Here is an 18,758-nt window from a genome sequence, read left to right as displayed (position 1 = left end):
TGGTTGCTGGTGAAGTACAGCTCAATCGTGCCCTTCGGATACCTGCCCTGCTAGCCCCGGTACACGCTGTCGAGCGCCGTGGCGGGGCGCTGGCCAGCGGCTACCTTCTCCATGGCGTGAAACATGTGCCACGGATATACCGCGTCGAAGCCGCTGCGGGGCAGGTAGGCGCTGTCGCCCTCGGCCAGCATAAACAGGCTTTTGCTCTGGCGCAGCGTCGGGATGGCGCGCCGCCAGAAGCTAGCCGGCACGTTCCAGGCCACGTCGCAGCGAAAGCCGTCGATGTCGCTGGTTTTCACCCAGTAGCGCATGGCCGCAATCATGCTGTCCTGCATTTCGGGGTTTTTATAGTCGAGCTGCTTGGTATCGTCCCAGTCGAAGGCCACGGCTGGCTGGCCTTCCTTATTCTTCACGAAGAAATTGGGGTGCTGCGTCAGCCAGCGGTTGTCGGCGCCGGTGTGGTTGGGCACCCAGTCGATAATCACTTTCATGCCCCTGGCGTGGGCGGCCCGCACCATTTGCTGCCAGTCGGCCATGGTGCCAAACTCAGGATTGAGCTTGGTGTAGTCGGCCACGGCGTAGTAGCTACCCAAGCTGCCCTTGCGGGCTACCTTGCTGATGGGGTTGAGGGGCATAAACCACAGCGTTTCCACGCCCATCTTTTGCAGCCGGTCGAGGTGCTTGGCAAAGGCAGTGAGCGTGCCCTCTGGTGTGTACTGGCGCACGTTTACCTCGTAGATATTGCCCTGCATTATCCAGGCCGGGTGAGCAACTGGGGCGGGGCTGGGGCCCGTAGAAGACGCGGGCTGCGCAAAAGCCTGGGACAAGCAGCAAAGGCTGAGCAAAGCCAAAAGCAAGGGTTTTTTCATGGCAGTAGGAAAGAAGCAGAAAGTACAAAGTAACTACCTGCCGGAGCCGCTATTTGCTGAAATAAGGTGAGTGAGTACTTGCTTTTTCACAAAAAATATTGTATACTTACCGCGCACAAAAGCTGTTTCTGCTATGGATGCCCACCCAACTTACAGCCCCGAATCGGTACCAGCTACCGGAAGCGCTCCCGATGCAACAGTAGCACGCTGCCCCATCCTGGCCGCCGTTAAAACCCGCGCCAAAGCGTTGAAAAAATTGCGTAAACACGAAAATAAGCGGCTCTTTTTTGGCTGGTGCGCTTGCCTGCACGCGCTAGGCTTCAGCTTCTGATTGACTAATAGCCACCTATGCAAAAGACCCGCTTAACTAGCGGGTCTTTTGCATAGGTGGCTATCATTTCTTCAGTCGTTTTATCAGTTGCTTCATTTCGCCGATTTCGCGTTTTTGAGCGCTAATAATGCTGTCGGCTAGCTTACGTACTTCAGGGTCTTGGATATTAGCGCGCTCGCTGGTGAGAATGGCAATGGAGTGGTGCGGAATCATGGCTTCCATCCACCGCGTATCATTCACGAAAGTTTGGGTGCGCATAATAAAAAATATCACCACGAACAGCAGTGTGACCGCGCCGGCAATAATCAGATTGAGTTCGCGCCGGGGATACATTGAAGACATAAATGCCATCATTATCAGGCCCATCGGTAAAATCATGAGGCACGTCATGTAGAAGCGCATCAGGCTGAAATACACATGGTCCCACTCGTAAGTGTTAAGGTACATCACCACATACATAGTGAGGAACGATACGCCAAGCATCAGAAAGAACTTGGGGTAGTGGTTGTGCGGCATATTCTGTTGCATGGGCGGAAATTAAGCTAGGTACAGATGCTATACTCAACGCCCAAGCTGGCAGAGGGTTACGGCTTTTTGGAAGCCAGTCGTAATTTTTAGCTCCTGCTTATGGGGGCAGTATTATTGGCTAACTATTTGGCTGGCAATATTATACTCGAGAAATAAAAAACGTACAGAATTCCTGCCTTGGCAGAAGTTCTGTACGTTTGGCTAGCAAAAGCTACACGGTTCCCTACGGAAATTTTGGAAACTTCGAGAAGTCAGGCTGCCGCTTTTCCAGGAAGGCATTTTTGCCTTCTTTAGCTTCCTCGCTCAGGTAATACAGCAGCGTGGCATTACCGGCGAGCTCCTGAATACCAGCCTGGCCATCGAGCTCGGCGTTGAACGACGATTTTAGCATGCGCAGGGCTAGGGGGCTCTTTTGCAGAATCTTGTGGCACCAGGCCACGGTAGTTTCTTCGAGCTGGGCTAGCGGTACTACTTTGTTAACGAGGCCCATATCGAGGGCTTCCTGGGCGTCGTACTGGTCGCAGAGAAACCAGATTTCGCGGGCTTTTTTCTGGCCCACGATGCGCGCCAGGTAGCTAGCCCCAAAACCACCGTCGAACGAGCCCACCTTGGGGCCGGTCTGGCCAAAGCGGGCGTTGTCGGCCGCCACGGTCAAGTCGCACACCACGTGCAGCACGTGGCCGCCGCCGATGGCCCAGCCGGCAACCATCGCAATTACGGGCTTCGGGATGCTGCGAATCATCTTCTGCAAATCGAGCACGTTGAGGCGGGGCACCGTGTCGGCCCCCACGTAGCCGCCGTGGCCGCGCACACTCTGGTCGCCGCCCGAGCAGAAGGCCTTGCCACCCTCGCCGGTAAGAATGATGACGCCGATGTCGGTGCGGTTGCGGCAAATGTCCATGGCCTCAATCATTTCCTGCACCGTAAGCGGCGTGAAGGCGTTGTGCACCTGCGGCCGGTTGATGCTGATTTTGGCAATACCCCCGTGCTGGGAGAAAAGAATTTCTTGGAACTCCTTAATCGGGGTCCACGCGATGGATTCAGTCATGAGCGCAAAGTTTCGCTAGGTTAAAAGAAGTTTCGCAAAGTTTCGCTAGGTTAAAATAGGATTGCGAAACCTCTTTTAACCTAGCGAAACTTTGCGCTAAAAAGCCGCTTTCACGGCCTTGCGGTATTCTTCAAAAAAGGCCGCGTTGGTTTTAGAATCGGTGAAGATTTCCAGCACCGCCGCGCCGCTTTCGGCTGCAAAGAAAACCGGCAGCGCGGCATTGAGTTCGTCGAACGACGACACCGGCAAATAGCGCAGGCTAAAATCTCGGCACAGGTTTTCGGCCGTGAGGGCCTGGTGGGTTTCAAAAAACTCGTCGAGCTCGGGCTGCTGGCGCGGCCCGTCGATGAGCCGGAAGATGCCGCCGCCGTGGTTGTTAAAAAGCACCACCCGGAGGTTGGGCGCGGGGTAGTTGTGCCAGAACGCGTTGCGGTCGTAGAAAAACGCCACGTCGCCGGTGAGCAGCACCACCGGCCGCGCGGGCTGGGCGAGCGCCGCGCCCACGGCCGTGCTGGTGCAGCCATCGATGCCGCTGGTGCCCCGGTTGGCAAACACGTCGATTTGCTGGTCTTCGGGCAAGCCCAGAATATTGGCGTAGCGCACGGCCATGCTGTTGGCCAGGTGCAGCGCCGTGTCGTCGGGCAGGCTAGCCAGCGCCCGGCGGAAGGCCGAAAACTCGTTGAACGGCTGGTCTTTAGACGCGAAAAATCGACTTAAAAAATTTGCTGCCGCCGTTTCGGCGTGCTGCCAGGTAAAGCCGGCCGCCGTAGGCTCGCTGGTAATCGAGCCAGCCGGGGGCAGCGAATCGGGAGCTATAAGGAGCGTCGAATCAAGCGTGGGCAGCGAGTCGGTTGCCTCAGTGGGGTCCGCATCAGCCGTGACTTTTTGAGCCTCGCGCAAGCTGAGAAAAGCGGCCGGATGCGAGCTGGCCGCCCGGTTATAATCCTTGGTTTCATACACCGCCAGCTGCTGAAAAAACACGGCCGGCTGCACCCGAATAATCCGCGTGAGGCTGCGGAAAGTATCGGCCGCCTCGCCGGCGGCCTGCAGATGCCAGTGCTGGGCGGGCGCAGCATCGCGCAAAAACAGCTTCAGGCTCTTGGAAATCAGCGACTGGCCGAAGGTGATGAGCAGGTCAGGTTGCAGGTCGGCTTTTTGCGCGGGCGCGAGGCCCGCCAGAAAAACGTCGTGGTGCCGCACGGCGGGCACCTCGCTCAGGTTGGCAATGCTGTCGGCCACCACCGCTACTTGCCGCGCCTGGGCAAACTCGTAGAGCGCGGCCGCCAGGCTAGGGCTGTCGGCCTGCTGGCCGGCCACCACCAGCACCCGGCCCGCATCGCGCAGCTGGCGGCGCAGGTCCAGGATTTCGGCCGGCGGCAGAATGGTATTCGAGTGGTCTTCACGAATGATTTTCACATCCGCTTCGTAGCCGACTTCCTCGCCCGCCTGCGGGTAAAAGGGCTCACGCAGCGGCACATTCACGTGCACCGGTCCGGCCGGGCCCGCCAGGGTCAGGTTGATGGCCTCATTGAGGAGGCGCTCACCGTGCCATTTGGCGTCGGTGTGCGAGGTGTCGGCGGGGAAATCAAACGTGCCTTTGGCGTGCGCGCCGTACAAGTTACGCTGCCGGATAGTTTGGCCATCAAGCTGGTCTATCCACTCGGGCGGGCGGTCAGCGGTAAGCACGAGCAGCGGAATCTGCTGAAAAAACGCCTCGGCCACGGCCGGCGCGTAGTTGAGGCCGGCCGTGCCGCTGGTGCATACCAGCACCACCGGCCGCCGCGTGGCCTGCGCAATGCCGAGCCCGATGAAGGCGGCGGCCCGCTCGTCGGGCACCACGCGCAGCTTGCCCCGGTAGGCCGGGTGCCGCGCAAAGGCCAGCGTGAGCGGCGCCGAGCGCGAGCCCGGCGACAGAATAACGTCGGTAATCCCGTGCCGGGCGCAGATTTCGGCGATGTTGAAAACGGCTTGGATGGAATTCATGCAGTCGATTAAAGTCTGGGAGGGCGAGCGGACTTGGTGGCCGGGGCCTCCGTTTGCAGGGCCCCGAGCAGGCGCACCAGGCTAGCTATATCGCGGTAGTCGAGCACTTCTACGGGCGAGTGCGAATAGCGGCCGGGCCACGACAGCGGCACCGATGGAATGCCGTAGTTCATAAATTCCAGGCCGTCGGTGCCGCCCACCGTCATGCCTTCCTGAATGGCAATGTGCTGGCGGTCGGCCAGGGTGTGCACGTGCTGCACCAGGTCGCGCCGCGCAAAGTTGATGCTCTCCACTACCCGAATGACGGCGCCCTGGCCGAGCGGGCAGTTGCCAAACGCGGGCGATTCCTGCGGCGCGTCCGACGATACAAACGTATCAATCGGGTACACTACGTCGGCGTCGCGCAGGCTCTGGGCCGCAAAGGCCGAGCCCAGCAGGCCGATTTCCTCGCCCGTCGACCACACGTAGGTGACGCGGCAGGGCAGCCTAGCGGGGTTGAGCTGCCGCAAGCTGAGCAGCAGCGCCGCGCAGCCCACGCGGTCGTCGAGGCCGCGGGCGGCGGCGCGGTTGGGGCCCAGTGGCCGCAGCGCCTTGGGCATGGTTACGGTGGTGCGGCCCGGCTCAATGCCGGCCACTCGTGCCTGCTGCGCCGACGCGAAGCCCGCAAACACCGTCAGCGACCCGGCGGCTAGCCGCTTGGCAGCGCTCAGGTACTGCGGGCGCGGCTCAAACACGGCCGGCAGCGCCGCCTGGCCCGGCCGGTGCAGCAGGGCCGGCTGCGCCTCCCACAGCCACGGAAACGCGCCGCCCTTCATGCTGAGCACCAACCGCCCATCGGGCCGGATGGAATCAACTACGAAGCCCACCTCGTCCATGTGGGCCACGAATACGAGGTGCTTTTTGCCCTGGCCAAAGCTGAGCGTGAGGTTGCCGGCCTGGTCGGTAGTCGGCTTGGCCCAGCTAGGCAGCTGCCGGGCGATAAACTCGCGTACGGGCGCTTCGGCGGTGCTCACGCCGTACTGGCCCACTAGGCCCGCCAGCAGCTGGGCTGCGGGCGTAGACGCAGGCGCGGGCAGATTTGGCAAGGTGGGTGGGCTAGGTACGGTGGCGGCAGTGGTAGCCGGCGCACCCGCCGCCGCCAGCCACGCCCGAATGAGCGGCTGCACGTCGGCCACGGCCACGGCCTCGACGGGCGTGTGGGCGTAGCGGGCGGGCAGGCCCAGCAGGTAGGTGTGGGCGTTGGCGAGCTGCGCATTGGGCAGCACGGGCTTGCGGGCCGGCCGGGTGGGCTGCGCCAGTGTTTGGCCGGGTAGGGACGTAAATTCCTGGTCAGCTAGAAACTGGCCCGTGCCGGGGGCCTCGGCTTCCAAATTGCGGTCGAAGCGGTACACCTCATTAAAAGGGCCATACTGATTGGCCACTGCCTCAAACCCCTTGCCGTTGAGCAGGTCGAGGGTCGTCCAGGCGATGACGGTGGTGCCGGCGGGCGGCGCGGCCAGCAGCGCCTGGGCGGCGGTGGCCAGGGCCACGGCGGCCGCCTTTTCGCGCATGGCCGGGGCGGCTACCCACTGCTGGGCCACCAGCGCCGGCTTCTTTTCCAGCGTCACGGGGTCGAGCAAGTGAATGCCCTGCTGGGCCACGGCTGCCGCCGAGCCGGCGCCCACATCCAGGTAAGCAGCTTGCCAGGAAAAGGGGGGGAGGGTGCGCTCGGGCGTCGCCCGCAGGTTGTCGTAGTGCGACGACGGCACGCCCGAAATGGCGTTGCGCGGCCCGCTAGCCGTACCGATACGGACATCATGCCCTTCCAAAAACTGGTGAAACAACGGGCCCGCCGCGCCACCACCCACCGGGGCCACCCGCAGGTAGCCATTGGCCTGAATCTGGCTCACCACGTAGCCCGGCTCGTCGAGCGGGGCCACCAGCAGGCGGCGCGGACTCCCGCTGCCCAGCACCAGCACGAGGTTGCCGAGCCGGTCGTGCCGCAGCGTGCCGGCCTTAAATAACCGCTCGATAAACTGGCTGGCTGCTGCCTCGCGCCCGGTCACGGCGCTGGTGCGCGCGTAGGCTTGCAGCAAGGCCGGTAGCGGCGCCTGGGCCGCGGCTGCCCAGCAGCTGCTTAAAAATAAAAGTAGCGGAAGCAGGCGCATCGGCGGAGGAGTTGGAAAAGGTTTAGCTTTTGGGGAGACTAAAACGCCAGATGAGCATGACGTCCTATTTTACAATGTTCTTTCAATACGCTTTGACTATACCACAGTAATATAGAGGCCCCATGCGGCCCCATTTCCTACGCCTACCCCAACACGGCGGCCACGGTTTGCAGCTTCAGCTCGGTTTCCTGCCACTCGCGGCTAGGGTCCGAATCCACGGTGAGGCCGGTGCCGGCGTAAAGGATGGCCTCGGTGGGCCGCAGTTGCAGGCAGCGCAGATTTACGTAGAGGCGCGACACGCCGGGGCTAGCCACGTTTACTGGCCCTAGAAAGCCGCTGTAGTAGGCGCGGTCGTAGCCTTCGTAGCGGTGCAGAAAGGCTAGGGCCGCTACCTTAGGCATGCCGCCCACGGCCGAGGTGGGGTGCAGCAGCCGCAGCATATCGGTGCCGAGCGAGGCGGGCGAGAGCACGTTTTTCAAATCGACCTCAAAGTCGGTGCGCAGGTGCAAGAGCTGGCCCGCCACGGCCGTGCGCGGCCCCGCCTCGTGGTACTCGCGCAGGCGCAATTGCTTGAAGCAGCTCACGATGTAGCGCGCCACCAGCGCCTGCTCCTCAATCTCCTTCTGCCGCCAGATGGCCTCCTGCGGCGAGCGGCCGGGCACCAGCGGCTGCGTGCCCGCCAGGGCCATGGTATGAAAAAAACCATCGGCCGTGACCTCGGCCAGCACCTCGGGCGATACGCCCAGCCAGGTGCCCACGCCCGGCACGCTCACCAGCGACACGAAGGCGCGCGGGTTGTGCTGGCTCAGCTCCTGGAAGGCGGCTAGCGGGTCGAAGCCCGGCGGCAGCGGCCGGTGCGCCACCCGCGAGGTCACCACTTTGACCACCTCTTTGGCCTCAATGGCGGCCACGCCGGTGCGTACCAGCTGGGCGTACTCGGCCTCGGTGGCGGCCGGCGGGCTGGGCTGCTGGCTGTAGTGCCAGGCCAGCGCGGGCGGCGTGGGCAGGGCTAGCCAGGCCGTGATGTTGGGCACCAGCGCGCGGGCGGCGGGCGCAATGCTAACCGCATCGGGCCGGGCCAGGTCATACTGCACATCGGCGGGCAAAAAAAGCGCCGGGTTGTGGTCCGAGTCGCGAAACGGGAAGAACGCGAAGCCGGCCGGCGCCTGGGCATCGAGCGCCGGTGGCAGCCCGGTATACGACGCTTCGAGCGCGCGCGCCACCAGCAGGCGCGGGTGGCTAGCCCCCGGCTCGCGCCAAATGGCCAGCGGCCGACCCGTGCGCAGGGCGCCCGCCGCCAGGTGGCGCAGCCGGGCCCACGCCTCGGGGCTAGCCACTGCGGGCCAGGAAAGGAGCCGGGGTTCTGCCATGCGTCGTTAAGCCTGTTTTTCCTTGGTGGCCGGCAGGTCAATCACGGCCATCGTGATGCGGCTGATGCACACCAGCGCGCCGGTTTCTTCGTGCGTGATGCGAATTTCCCACACCTGGGTGCTGCGGCCCACGTGCAGGGCCGTGGCCCGGCCGCGCACCCAGCCATCGCGCACGCCTTTAATGTGGTTGGCATTGATTTCGAGGCCCACGCAGGCCTGGCGCGTCACGTCGATGCGGGTGGCGGCGCCGATGCTGCCCAGCGTTTCGGCCAGGGCCACCGAGGCGCCGCCGTGCAGCAGGCCCATCGGCTGGTGCGTGCGGCCATCCACGGGCATGCGGCCTTCGAGGTAGTCGGCAGTAATGGCGGTCAGCTCAATGCCCAGCGCGTCGGCTAGGGTAGGGCGGTGGGCCACCCAGGTTTTTACGTCGTCGAGAGTCATTATCTAAGTTTAGTAAGCTACGCTCGTGCGTTCTTGCTTGGCTAGGCCGACCTTCGGTTCGCAGGCTCGCAGGGACAAACGACTTTTACCCTGCCGCCAAAAGCAAACAACGCAGTAGCCAACCCGTACTTTACGGCATTGTTCGGCAAAACTACTCCGCCCCCGCCCGTGCCAGTTCAGCAGCTTTACCTTCTTCGCCACGGCCAGACCGACTTCAACGTGCAGAATATTGTGCAGGGCAGCGGCATCGACTCCGACCTCAACGACCGCGGCCGCCAGCAGGCCGCGCAGTTCTGGGCGGCCTACCAGGCTATGCCCTTTGCCCGCGTTTATACGTCTAAGCTCAGGCGCACGCGGCAGTCGGTGCAGCAGTTCATCGAGACTGGCCTGCCGCACGAGGAGCACGCCGGCCTCAACGAAATAAGCTGGGGCACCCGCGAGGGCACCCGCATCACACCCGAGGAAGACGCCGAATATGCCCGCGTGCTAGCCGCCTGGCAGGCCGGCGACGACCATGCCCGCCTGCCCGGCGGCGAAAGCCCGGCCGAGGTAGCCGCCCGCCAGCGCCCGTTTATTGAGCTGCTCGAAAGCCGCCCCGCCGATGAAATCGTGCTGGTGTGCCTGCACGGCCGCGCCCTGCGCGTGCTGCTGTGCCAGCTGCTCGGCTACCCGCTGCGCTACATGGATGGCTTTGAGCACCAGAACCTCTGCCTCTACAAGCTGCACCGCACGGGCGGGTACTATACCATTCGCAATTTTTTGGACGTTAGCCACTTGACGGGCGCGCGCTAACTTCGGCTCCCTACTGGCCGCACGGCCAATTGTTTCCCCACGTTTTGGCGGCTAATTTTGACCTCCAATCCCAACCTGCAACTCCGATGGCCGAAATTATAAAAATGCCGAAAATGAGCGACACGATGACCGAAGGGACCATCGCGGCTTGGCTCAAGAAAGTAGGCGATAAAGTGAAGTCGGGCGACATCCTGGCCGAAGTCGAAACCGACAAGGCGACGATGGAGCTCGAAAACTACGAAGACGGCACCCTGCTCTACATCGGCCCCAAAGAGAAAGACTCCGTGCCGGTTGATGGCGTGCTGGCCATCGTGGGCAAGGAAGGCGAAGACATTTCGGGCCTGCTCAATGGCCAGGGTGGGGCTAGCGCCCCCCAGCCGGCCGCTGCCCCCGCCCCCGTAGCGGCCCCGGCGCCGGCGCCCCAGGCCGCCGCTCCGGCTGCCCCCGCTGCGCCCGCCAATGGCAAGAAGGCCACCGTGGTGCGCATGCCCAAGATGAGCGACACGATGACCGAAGGCACCATCGCGGCCTGGCTCAAGAAAGTAGGCGATAAAGTGAAATCTGGCGACGTGCTGGCCGAAGTCGAAACCGACAAGGCGACGATGGAGCTCGAAAACTACGAAGATGGCACCCTGCTCTACACCGGCCCCAAGGAGGGTGAGGCCGTAGCCGTCGATGGCGTGCTGGCCATTATTGGCGAGGAAGGTGCTGATATTCAGGCCCTGCTGGGTGGCCAGAGCGGCGGGGCCGCCCCGGTGCCCGCTGCCCCGGCCGCCGCCGTACCCGCCGTGGCCGCTGCCGCGCCGGCCGAAAGCACCGGCCGCCTGCTAGCCTCGCCGCTGGCCAAGAGCATTGCCAAAGACAAGGGCGTAGACCTGCGCCAGATTAAAGGCAGTGGTGAAAACGGCCGCATTGTGGCCCGCGACCTCGAAAACGCGCAGCCCCAGGCCGGCGCGCCGACAGCAAGTCCGGCCGCCGCGCCGGCCTCGGCTCCCAGCGAGTACATTCAGGCTGCCCTGCCCGAGCAGCCGGCCGCTGCCAAGCCGGCCGCCGCGCCCGCCCCGGCTGCGGCCGACGGCACCTACACCGATACGCCGGTGTCGCAGATGCGCAAGGTGATTGCCAAGCGCCTGTCCGAGAGCCTGTTCACAGCTCCGCATTTCTATCTCACGATGGAAATTCTCATGGACAAGGCGATGGAAACCCGCGTGCGCATGAACGAGCTGTCGCCGGTGAAGCTGTCGTTTAATGACATGGTTATCAAGGCGTCGGCCGTGGCCCTGCGCCAGCACCCGGTTATCAACTCGTCGTGGCTCGGCGATAAAATTCGCCAGAACAAGCAAATCAACATCGGCGTGGCCGTGGCTGTCGATGAGGGCTTGCTCGTGCCGGTTATCCGCAATGCGGATGGCAAGGGCCTGTCGCAGATTGCCACCGAGGTGAAGGAACTGGCCGGCAAGGCCAAAACCAAGAAGCTCCAGCCGGCCGAGTGGGAAGGCAGCACCTTCACCATCTCAAACCTGGGCATGTTCGGCATCGACGAATTCACGGCCATCATCAACCCACCCGATGCCTGCATCTTGGCCGTGGGGGGCATCAAGCAAACCGCCGTGGTGAAAAATGGCGAGCTGGCCATCGGCAACATCATGAAGGTGACGCTGAGCTGCGACCACCGCGTGGTAGATGGCGCCACCGGCGCGGCCTTCCTCCAGACCCTCAAGGGCTTGCTGGAAGACCCCATGCGGATGCTCATCTGAGGCTAGCGGCGGATTAATTCGCTGTTTTTTGTCAAAATGACCTTAAAAACCAGCCCCGTCGGGCTGGTTTTTCTGTTTAAAATAAGGCTGAGACCTTCAGCGCATAGGTGACAGGCGAAAAGCTCGTGTACATTTGGCTTTTACCTTATAACAGCCAGATGCATGAGAAATAAACTACTCTTGTTGCCCTTGCTCGTAGTGGCCAGCCAGGCCCACGCCCAAACCCGCACCCTGACCGGGCAGGTGCTGGATGCCGACGGCAAGCCCGTAATTGGAGCCACGGTGGTCGAAAAGGGCACCAACAACGGTACCGGCACCGACCCGGGCGGGCGCTTTGTGCTGCGGGCGCGCACGGCCCAGCCCCGGCTACTCATCAGCGGCCTGGGCTACACGGCGCAGGAAGTGGCCGCCGGCGATGGCCCCCTGACCGTGCGGCTGGCCGCCAGCACCACCGCCCTGGCCGACGTGCAGGTAGTGGGCTCGCGCAGCGTGAACCGGTCGGTGACGGACTCGCCCTCGCCGGTCGATATTATCGACGTGCGCGAGGTGACGGCCAAAACCGGCCAACTCGACGTGAACCAGCTGCTGCAATTCGTGGCCCCTTCCTTCAACTCGAACCGCCAGACCGGCGCCGACGGCGCCGACCACGTGGACCCGGCCAGCCTGCGCGGGCTAGGCCCCGACCAGACCCTGGTGCTCGTGAATGGCAAGCGCTGGCACCAATCATCGCTCGTGAATCTGTTTGGCTCGCGCGGGCGGGGCAACACCGGCACCGACCTGAACACGATTCCGGCCGCCAGCATCGAGCGCATCGAGATTTTGCGCGATGGCGCCTCGGCCCAGTACGGCTCGGATGCCATTGCGGGCGTTATCAATATCGTACTCAAGACTTCCGTTAAAGAATTGACGGCCAACGTAAACTATGGCGCTTATACGGCCAAGTATCGCTTCGATGACCAGAAGCTTGACGGCGGCAATCTCAACGTGAATGCCAACTACGGTGTGGGCGTGGGCAAGGGCGGCTTCGTGAACGTGACGGCCGATTTCAACCAGCGCCAGCACACCCAGCGGGCCAACGTGCCGGCCCCCGACGGTATTCAGCGCCGCCAGTACGGCGACCCGCAGATGTATAATACCTCGGCCTACCTCAACAGCAAGCTGCCCCTGAGCGAGAACATCTACGCCTACGTGTTTGGCGGCATCAACGTGCGCCGGGGCGACGCCTACGCCTACACCCGCTTCCCGACCATCAGCGACAGCCTCGGCAACCCCATTCCGAACCCGCGCAGCAACGCCACGCTGTATCCCAACGGCTTCGACCCCATCATCACGAGCGCCATTTTCGACGGCCAGGGCGCGGCGGGCGTGCGCGGCACCTTCGGCGGCTGGGACGTGGATTTGAGCAATACATTCGGCTCGAATCGTTTTCACTACGGCGTGCGCAACACCCTTAATGCCACCCTCGGCGCCACGTCGCCCACGAGCTTCGACGCGGGTGGCTTCCAGCTGCAGCAGGATGTGGTGGACCTCAATATCAGCCGCAATTTCAAGACCGTTGCGCAGGGGCTGAACCTGGCTTTCGGCAGTGAATACCGCCGCGAGTGGTACCAGATTTTTGCCGGCGAAGCTGCCTCCTACACCAACTACACGCCCAATGCGGGCGTACCCGGCGGGGCGCAGGGTTTTCCGGGCTTTCAGCCGCGCAACGAGCTGAAGGCGAGCCGCAACAACATCGGCTTGTATGCCGATGCCGAGCTCGACGTGACCAAGGCCTGGCTGGTGGAAGGCGCCGTGCGCTTCGAAAACTACTCCGACTTTGGCAGCAACGTGACCGGCAAGCTAGCCACCCGCTACAAGCTGGGCGACAACTTCTCGCTGCGCGGCACGCTGAGCACCGGCTTTCGGGCCCCCTCGCTAGCCCAGATTAACTTCAACACCGTGTTTACCAACGTGGTGGGCGGCAAGCCGATTGACATTTTGCTCGACCGCAACAACGGCCCCGTGACCACGGCCGTGGGCATTCCGCCGCTCACCCGCGAGCTGTCGCGCTCGGCCAGCGTCGGCTTCACGGGGCGCGTCGGCTCGCTGCTGAGCTTCACGGTGGATGGCTACTACATTCACATTCAAGACCGTATCGTGCTCACGGGCACCTTCGACCAGACCGACAGTGCCATCGGGGCCACGCTGGCTAGCCTCAACGTGGGCCAGGCGCAATTCTTCGCCAATGCGGCCTCTACCACCACCTGGGGCCTCGACGCCGTGGTGGCCAACACGCAAGGGGTGGGCAGCGGCCGCCTCACCACCACGCTGGCCGGCAACCTCAACCGCCTGAATGTGACCAGCGTGCAAACCACGCCCAAGCTGGCCGGCAAGGAAGATATTTTCTTCGGCCCGCGCGAGCAGGCGTTTGTGAAGGCCTCGGCCCCGCCCTTCAAAGTCAACCTGACTTTCGACTACAACGTAGGTCGCTTCGGGGCGCTGGTGCGCTTCGTGGAGTTTGGCGGCGTGAAGCTGATTGACTACAACGGCGACCCCGAAAACTACGACCCGCGCCTCACCACCGACGTGGCCCTGAGCTACGCCCTCACCAACCAGCTGCGCCTGTCGCTGGGCAGCTCCAACCTGTTCAACAAATACCCCAATTTCTTCAATCCTCAGGCCACCGAAACCGGCGGCGCCTGGGACCCCGTGCAAATGGGCAGCAACGGCCGCTTCCTCTTCGCCAAGCTGCAAGCGCGGTTTTAAGGCGTCGGCTAAAGTAAATTCAGGAGAACGAACACATAAATACGTCATGCTGAGCTTGTCGAAGCATCTCTACCGCGCCGCTAGGGTACTAATCCTACTGGCGCGGTAGAGATGCTTCGACAAGCTCAGCATGACGTTCTTTTTGTGTCAACTCATTTCCCGTGTGGGCCGGCGTATTTTTGCCCCATGCTCCCAAAAATTCGCTCCACCACCGTGCTCGGTGTGCGCCACAACGGCCAGATTGCCCTCGGGGCCGATGGCCAGGCCACGATGGACAAACACGTGGCCAAAAACAACGTGCGCAAAGTGCGCCAGCTAAACGATGGCAAGGTCGTGACCGGCTTCGCCGGCTCCACGGCCGATGCCTTTATGCTGCTCGACCGCTTCGAGGAAAAGCTCGCCGCCTACGGCAACAACCTCAAGCGCGCCGCCATCGAGCTAGCCAAGGACTGGCGCAAAGACCAGTACCTGCGCAAGCTCGAAGCCATGATGGTGGTGTGCGACAAAGACGAGCTATTGATAGTGAGCGGCACCGGCGACGTGCTGGAGCCCGATATGGACGTGGCCGCCATCGGCAGCGGCGCCATGTACGCCCAGGCCGCCGCGCTAGCCCTCAAAAAGCACGCCCCGCACCTCACCGCCCGCCAGATGGTGGAAGACGCCCTGCACATCGCGGCCGATATCTGCATTTACACCAACCACAACCTGATTATCGCCGAGCCGGCGTAATTCCTTCTTTTAGGGTCATGCTGACGAAGGAAGCATCTTGTCAGGATGAACCCCATAAAGCCGTGTCTGACAAGATGCTTCCTTCGTCAGCATGATAACGACCCCACCATGCACATTACCAACTTCCTCAAGCACCACTACCGCCACTTCAACGCCGCTGCTCTCATCGACGCGGCCGATGGCTACAACAAGCACCTCGCCGAAGGCGGCAAAATGATGATTACCCTGGCCGGCGCCATGAGCACCGCCGAAATGGGCATTCAGCTGGCCGAGCTTATTCGCCAGGATAAAGTGCAGATTATCAGCTGCACCGGTGCCAACCTGGAAGAGGATATTTTCAATCTGGTGGCCCACGACTTCTACGTGCGCGTGCCGCACTACCGCGACCTCACGCCCGCCGACGAGCAGGCCCTGCTGGAGCGCCACATGAACCGCGTCACCGACACCTGCATCCCCGAAGAAGAGGCCATGCGCCGCCTGGAGCATACAGTTTTGAAATTCTGGGAGAAGGCTGATAAAGAGGGTAAAGCCTACTTCCCCCACGAGTTTTTCTACCAGATTCTGCTGAGCGGCGAGCTGGAGCAGTACTACCAGATTGACCCCAAAGATTCGTGGATGCTGGCCGCCGCCGAGAAAAACCTGCCCATTATCTGCCCCGGCTGGGAAGACTCAACACTCGGCAACATCTACGCCGGCCACGTCATTTCGGGCGACATCAAGAACGTGCACACCATGCGCACGGGCATTCAGTACATGATTTACCTGGCCGACTGGTACACTAGCCAGGCCACGGAGGAAAGCAAAGTGGGCTTCTTCCAGATTGGCGGCGGCATTGCCGGCGACTTCCCCATTTGCGTGGTGCCCATGCTGCACCAGGATTTACAGCGCCACTCGGTGCCGCTGTGGGGCTATTTCTGCCAGATTTCGGATTCTACCACCAGCTACGGCAGCTACTCGGGCGCCGTGCCCAACGAGAAAATCACCTGGGGCAAGCTGGGCGAGAAAACCCCGAAATTCATCATCGAGAGCGACGCGACTATCGTGGCCCCGCTGATTTTTGCCATCGTGCTGGGGCAGTAATAGGCCCCGCCAGGCAATTCGAAAGCCCGCTCCTGTGCGTCAGGGGCGGGCTTTTTGGGTTAATTTCTTGCCTGGCCCAGTGGCTAGGGTCTTGGGCCGGGGTTACTTGCCGGGGCAGCCAGCGCCAGCCCGGTCGGCCGGCGGGAGGTGAGTACTACGGCGGAGCCGGCAATCGGCGGTAGCCCGCGCGTCGGGTTCGGGGGAGATGGGGCGCTCGGGTAGAATGCCCGGCCGAAAGTCGTCGTCCTGAAAGTTTTCGTGATAATCGAGCGAGTCGCTCAGCGCGAGGCGGCCAAACAGGTAAAGCATAGCTACGGGTGTGAAGGAAGAGGATAGGTACCCGTAGAGACGCACCATAGCGCAGCTTATTGCAGCGCTGGCCGACAATTAATGCGGATTTAATCTCTAGCGGCTGGGGCTGGCTAGCCTCTGTCAGCGCAGTGAGCGCGGCAAAGAAGCACTGCCGGGCGGAGGAGAATTAAAAGTAAATAAGCCGGTGCTTCGTCTGACTTACTCCGCAGCGCCAAAAGAATAGTAGCTCCCCCGCTTGTTAGCTTATTATGGCTTCGACTCCCATCCCCAAGAAAATCCTGGCCCGCCAGCACGAAATCACGGCCAATTACCGCCGCCTGATAACCGCGCACGTGGCCGACGTGGCGGCCGGCCGCGCCACTGAAATGCTCGAAATTCGCGACTTCGCCAGCCAGCTCTGCATCCATCCCACCCACCTCAGCAATACCATCAAGCTAGCTACGGGCCAGCCGGCATGCTATTTTTTTGAGGCCGAAATCCTGGCCGTGGCCCAGGGCCTGCTGCGCGATACCACTCGCTCGATAACCGACATCGCCGCTAGCCTCACCTACGACCCATCCAACTTCACGAAGTTCTTCAAGCGCTTCACGGGCCTCACGCCCAGGCAGTACCGCGAGCAGGAGTGGGCCGCGCGGCGCGTTGAAAATTCGGAACTACTCACCAGTTAATCTTAGCTACTCACCATAAACAGGCTACCCGGAAGCCGGACCTTTGCCGTGTTCCATTACCCCACTTACAAACCGCTCATGAGCAATTCCAAAATCGCCCTCGTCACCGGCGGCAGCCGCGGCCTCGGCAAAAGCATGGCCCTTAACCTGGCCAAAAAAGGCATCGATGTCATCCTGACCTACCACAGTCAGCAGGCCGAAGCCGACGGCGTAGTGGCCGAGATAAAAGCGCTGGGCCGCCAGGCCGCCGCCTTGCAGCTCGACGCCGGCAACACGGGCTCGTTCGACGCTTTTTTCGAGCAGGTAAAGGCCCGCCTGCACGATACCTTCCAGGCCGAAAAATTCAATTTTCTCGTCAATAACGCCGGCACCAGCTTACACGCCGCCTTCGCCGACACCACCGAGGCGCAGTTTGACGAGGTGGTGAATGTGCACCTGAAAGGTCCCTTTTTCTTGACTCAGAAGGCGCTGCCTTTGCTGGCCGATGGTGGCCGCATCATCAATATTTCGTCGGGGCTAGCCCGCTTTAGCTACCCCGGCTCCTCGGCCTACGCGGCCGTGAAGGGCGCCATCGAAGTGCTGACCCGCTACCAGGCCAAAGAGCTCGGCGCGCGCGGCATTGCGGCCAACGTGGTGGCCCCCGGCGCCATCGCTACCGATTTTAGCGGCGGCATGGTGCGCGACAACCCCCAGGTAAACGCGGCCGTGGCCGGCGCTACGGCCCTGGGCCGCGTGGGCGAGCCCGAAGACATCGGTCCCCTCGTGGCCTTCCTCTGCACCGACGAAGCCCGCTGGATAAACGCCCAGCGCATCGAGGCGTCGGGTGGGATGAATGTATAAGTAGGGGCTAGCCTTGTTAAAACAGAAAACCCTGCTTTCCGCGAATCGGAAGGCAGGGTTTTGTTAGTGCAGTTGTGGGTAATATGAATTAGAGGATTTTAATAGAAGCAAGAATGTTTTCCATCTTAGCCTCTTCTGGTAATTGTCGTTGAGGGCTATAAAAGTTGATTACAAAGCAGTGTTTGTTCAACAATGCGAAGAAGCTGTGGGCATACCATCTACCCGTATTGCTTTTGCCATCCCACGCTGGCACATTGCGCACTCCTTCAGTCCAAGTAGTTTTGCCAATCACCAAAGTGCGGGAGCCGACAAAACGCGGGCTTCCCATATCATCTGGATAACCTACTCGCAGTTCTTTTAAATATTCTGCGCCAGACTGGTATTTGCAATCGGCTACTGTTCCGGGCATAAACTCACCGACTTTTTTGCCATTATCGCTTAGAATAACACTCCCATCGAATTTCCAGGTTTGCGGTAATTCAAAGGCAATGCGCTGGCCATTATCGTCGGTAAATGTTGCTTTTTTAACAAGTGCTTTGCTTGTCTGCTGTGCATAAGAGCTGCTTATAGCAAAGCATAAAAACATGGGCCCTAAAAGCTTTTTCATGCATTAAAACCGAAATAGCGGCCTAGCCGGATTCCAGATGCCCCACGGAATCATGAGCAGTACCAGCGCCAGCGCGATGGCGAAGTAGGTGAAGGCTTTCTTGTGCTTCAGCGTGTCGCTAGGGGCGTTTTTGAGGGCGATGCGGCCCACCTGGGCCAGGATGGCGGCCAGTATCATCACGGCAATGTGCTCCATGCCGAAGAAGCGGGCGGTGGGGTCTTTCATAGCGCCGGCCACTTTCATGGCCTTGAGGCCGTAAGGGCTCAGGCCGAAGTAAAGGCCCAGGCCAATAATGACTTGCAACCACATGAAGCCCGAAAACGCAGCCGAAATGCCGTTGTCGCCTTTGGTGAAAGGCCGGCGGCCCGTCCAGCCCGCGTAGGCGCGCACGACGGCCAGCAGGCCGGCGCCCAGCACAAACCAGCGCAGCCAGGAATGCAGAAGCAGAAGAATTTGGTACATACAGAGAGCGAATGCGCCGGGCAGCCCGGCCAGTGAAAAACTGCCGCGA

Annotated in this window: 17 protein-coding genes; 7 read left to right on the top strand and 10 right to left on the bottom strand. The window is 61.7% G+C overall.

Annotation, left to right across the window (positions count from 1 at the left end; all coding sequences use genetic code 11):
- Positions 1–50: 50 nt before the first annotated feature.
- The 7 genes from GKZ68_RS09365 to GKZ68_RS09335 all read right to left on the bottom strand — a co-directional run bounded on the left by GKZ68_RS09365 (position 51) and on the right by GKZ68_RS09335 (position 8,717).
- Positions 51–827: an alpha-amylase family glycosyl hydrolase gene (locus tag GKZ68_RS09365; protein WP_173113645.1), complete on the bottom strand. Its 777-nt coding sequence runs from the start codon at positions 825–827 to the stop codon at positions 51–53.
- Between the two features lie 436 nt (positions 828–1,263).
- On the bottom strand, positions 1,264–1,728 hold the full coding sequence (locus tag GKZ68_RS09360; RefSeq protein WP_173113642.1) for a DUF305 domain-containing protein: 465 nt from the start codon (positions 1,726–1,728) through the stop codon (positions 1,264–1,266).
- 223 nt (positions 1,729–1,951) lie between these two features.
- Positions 1,952–2,776, bottom strand: coding sequence for a 1,4-dihydroxy-2-naphthoyl-CoA synthase (gene menB, locus GKZ68_RS09355; protein WP_173113639.1), 825 nt, complete (start codon positions 2,774–2,776; stop codon positions 1,952–1,954).
- 96 nt (positions 2,777–2,872) lie between these two features.
- On the bottom strand, positions 2,873–4,759 hold the full coding sequence (gene menD / locus GKZ68_RS09350) for a 2-succinyl-5-enolpyruvyl-6-hydroxy-3-cyclohexene-1-carboxylic-acid synthase (RefSeq protein WP_173113636.1): 1,887 nt from the start codon (positions 4,757–4,759) through the stop codon (positions 2,873–2,875).
- 8 nt (positions 4,760–4,767) lie between these two features.
- Positions 4,768–6,906, bottom strand: a complete 2,139-nt coding sequence (locus GKZ68_RS09345; protein WP_173113634.1) for a M28 family peptidase — start codon at positions 6,904–6,906, stop codon at positions 4,768–4,770.
- Positions 6,907–7,049: 143 nt separating this feature from the next.
- Complete coding sequence (locus tag GKZ68_RS09340) at positions 7,050–8,276, bottom strand: chorismate-binding protein (RefSeq protein WP_173113631.1); 1,227 nt, start codon at positions 8,274–8,276, stop codon at positions 7,050–7,052.
- Between the two features lie 6 nt (positions 8,277–8,282).
- Positions 8,283–8,717 carry a hotdog fold thioesterase gene (locus GKZ68_RS09335; RefSeq protein ID WP_173113628.1) on the bottom strand — a complete coding sequence of 145 codons (435 nt, stop codon included), beginning with the start codon at positions 8,715–8,717 and terminating at the stop codon, positions 8,283–8,285.
- Positions 8,718–8,855: 138 nt separating this feature from the next.
- Between GKZ68_RS09335 and GKZ68_RS09330 the strand changes: the two genes are divergently transcribed.
- From GKZ68_RS09330 to GKZ68_RS09310, 5 genes are all read left to right on the top strand, one after another.
- A complete protein-coding gene (locus GKZ68_RS09330; RefSeq protein ID WP_254244235.1) occupies positions 8,856–9,509 on the top strand; it encodes a histidine phosphatase family protein in 654 nt (217 codons plus the stop codon).
- Positions 9,510–9,595: 86 nt separating this feature from the next.
- A complete protein-coding gene (locus GKZ68_RS09325; RefSeq protein WP_173113625.1) occupies positions 9,596–11,266 on the top strand; it encodes a pyruvate dehydrogenase complex dihydrolipoamide acetyltransferase in 1,671 nt (556 codons plus the stop codon).
- Positions 11,267–11,446: 180 nt separating this feature from the next.
- A complete protein-coding gene (locus tag GKZ68_RS09320) occupies positions 11,447–14,011 on the top strand; it encodes a TonB-dependent receptor (RefSeq protein ID WP_254244234.1) in 2,565 nt (854 codons plus the stop codon).
- Between the two features lie 186 nt (positions 14,012–14,197).
- Entirely contained in the window at positions 14,198–14,740 is a 543-nt protein-coding gene (gene hslV / locus GKZ68_RS09315) for an ATP-dependent protease subunit HslV (protein WP_173113619.1), read from the top strand.
- A gap of 108 nt (positions 14,741–14,848) precedes the next feature.
- Entirely contained in the window at positions 14,849–15,820 is a 972-nt protein-coding gene (locus GKZ68_RS09310) for a deoxyhypusine synthase family protein (protein WP_173118332.1), read from the top strand.
- Positions 15,821–15,922: 102 nt separating this feature from the next.
- Here GKZ68_RS09310 and GKZ68_RS09305 read toward each other — a convergent pair whose 3' ends face one another.
- Positions 15,923–16,129, bottom strand: coding sequence for a hypothetical protein (locus GKZ68_RS09305; RefSeq protein ID WP_173113614.1), 207 nt, complete (start codon positions 16,127–16,129; stop codon positions 15,923–15,925).
- A gap of 251 nt (positions 16,130–16,380) precedes the next feature.
- Between GKZ68_RS09305 and GKZ68_RS09300 the strand changes: the two genes are divergently transcribed.
- Positions 16,381–16,800 (top strand): AraC family transcriptional regulator, encoded by a 420-nt coding sequence (locus tag GKZ68_RS09300; RefSeq protein ID WP_173113612.1) that lies wholly within the window; start codon positions 16,381–16,383, stop codon positions 16,798–16,800.
- Positions 16,801–16,878: 78 nt separating this feature from the next.
- Entirely contained in the window at positions 16,879–17,640 is a 762-nt protein-coding gene (locus GKZ68_RS09295) for an SDR family NAD(P)-dependent oxidoreductase (RefSeq protein ID WP_173113609.1), read from the top strand.
- Positions 17,641–17,728: 88 nt separating this feature from the next.
- On the opposite strand, the gene GKZ68_RS09290 is transcribed toward GKZ68_RS09295, so the two are convergent.
- Both GKZ68_RS09290 and GKZ68_RS09285 read right to left on the bottom strand, forming a co-directional pair.
- A complete protein-coding gene (locus GKZ68_RS09290; protein ID WP_173113606.1) occupies positions 17,729–18,247 on the bottom strand; it encodes a hypothetical protein in 519 nt (172 codons plus the stop codon).
- 3 nt (positions 18,248–18,250) lie between these two features.
- Positions 18,251–18,709, bottom strand: a complete 459-nt coding sequence (locus GKZ68_RS09285; RefSeq protein WP_173113603.1) for a hypothetical protein — start codon at positions 18,707–18,709, stop codon at positions 18,251–18,253.
- Between the last annotated feature and the right edge of the window lie 49 nt (positions 18,710–18,758).

Source organism: Hymenobacter sp. BRD128 (genome assembly GCF_013256625.1).
Taxonomy (GTDB): domain Bacteria; phylum Bacteroidota; class Bacteroidia; order Cytophagales; family Hymenobacteraceae; genus Hymenobacter.
Note: the sequence above shows the minus strand (reverse complement) of the source record. Positions and strands in the feature narration are given on the sequence as shown.

Bases quoted from the DNA above. Each gene is read 5' to 3' on its own strand.
- GKZ68_RS09360 (WP_173113642.1), bottom strand. From the start codon at position 1,728: ATGCAACAGAATATGCCGCACAACCACTACCCCAAGTTCTTTCTGATG.
- menB (WP_173113639.1), bottom strand. From the start codon at position 2,776: ATGACTGAATCCATCGCGTGGACCCCGATTAAGGAGTTCCAAGAAATT.
- menD (WP_173113636.1), bottom strand. From the start codon at position 4,759: ATGAATTCCATCCAAGCCGTTTTCAACATCGCCGAAATCTGCGCCCGG.
- GKZ68_RS09345 (WP_173113634.1), bottom strand. From the start codon at position 6,906: ATGCGCCTGCTTCCGCTACTTTTATTTTTAAGCAGCTGCTGGGCAGCC.
- GKZ68_RS09340 (WP_173113631.1), bottom strand. From the start codon at position 8,276: ATGGCAGAACCCCGGCTCCTTTCCTGGCCCGCAGTGGCTAGCCCCGAG.
- GKZ68_RS09335 (WP_173113628.1), bottom strand. From the start codon at position 8,717: ATGACTCTCGACGACGTAAAAACCTGGGTGGCCCACCGCCCTACCCTA.
- GKZ68_RS09325 (WP_173113625.1), top strand. From the start codon at position 9,596: ATGGCCGAAATTATAAAAATGCCGAAAATGAGCGACACGATGACCGAA.
- hslV (WP_173113619.1), top strand. From the start codon at position 14,198: ATGCTCCCAAAAATTCGCTCCACCACCGTGCTCGGTGTGCGCCACAAC.
- GKZ68_RS09310 (WP_173118332.1), top strand. From the start codon at position 14,849: ATGCACATTACCAACTTCCTCAAGCACCACTACCGCCACTTCAACGCC.
- GKZ68_RS09305 (WP_173113614.1), bottom strand. From the start codon at position 16,129: ATGCTTTACCTGTTTGGCCGCCTCGCGCTGAGCGACTCGCTCGATTAT.
- GKZ68_RS09300 (WP_173113612.1), top strand. From the start codon at position 16,381: ATGGCTTCGACTCCCATCCCCAAGAAAATCCTGGCCCGCCAGCACGAA.
- GKZ68_RS09295 (WP_173113609.1), top strand. From the start codon at position 16,879: ATGAGCAATTCCAAAATCGCCCTCGTCACCGGCGGCAGCCGCGGCCTC.
- GKZ68_RS09290 (WP_173113606.1), bottom strand. From the start codon at position 18,247: ATGAAAAAGCTTTTAGGGCCCATGTTTTTATGCTTTGCTATAAGCAGC.
- GKZ68_RS09285 (WP_173113603.1), bottom strand. From the start codon at position 18,709: ATGTACCAAATTCTTCTGCTTCTGCATTCCTGGCTGCGCTGGTTTGTG.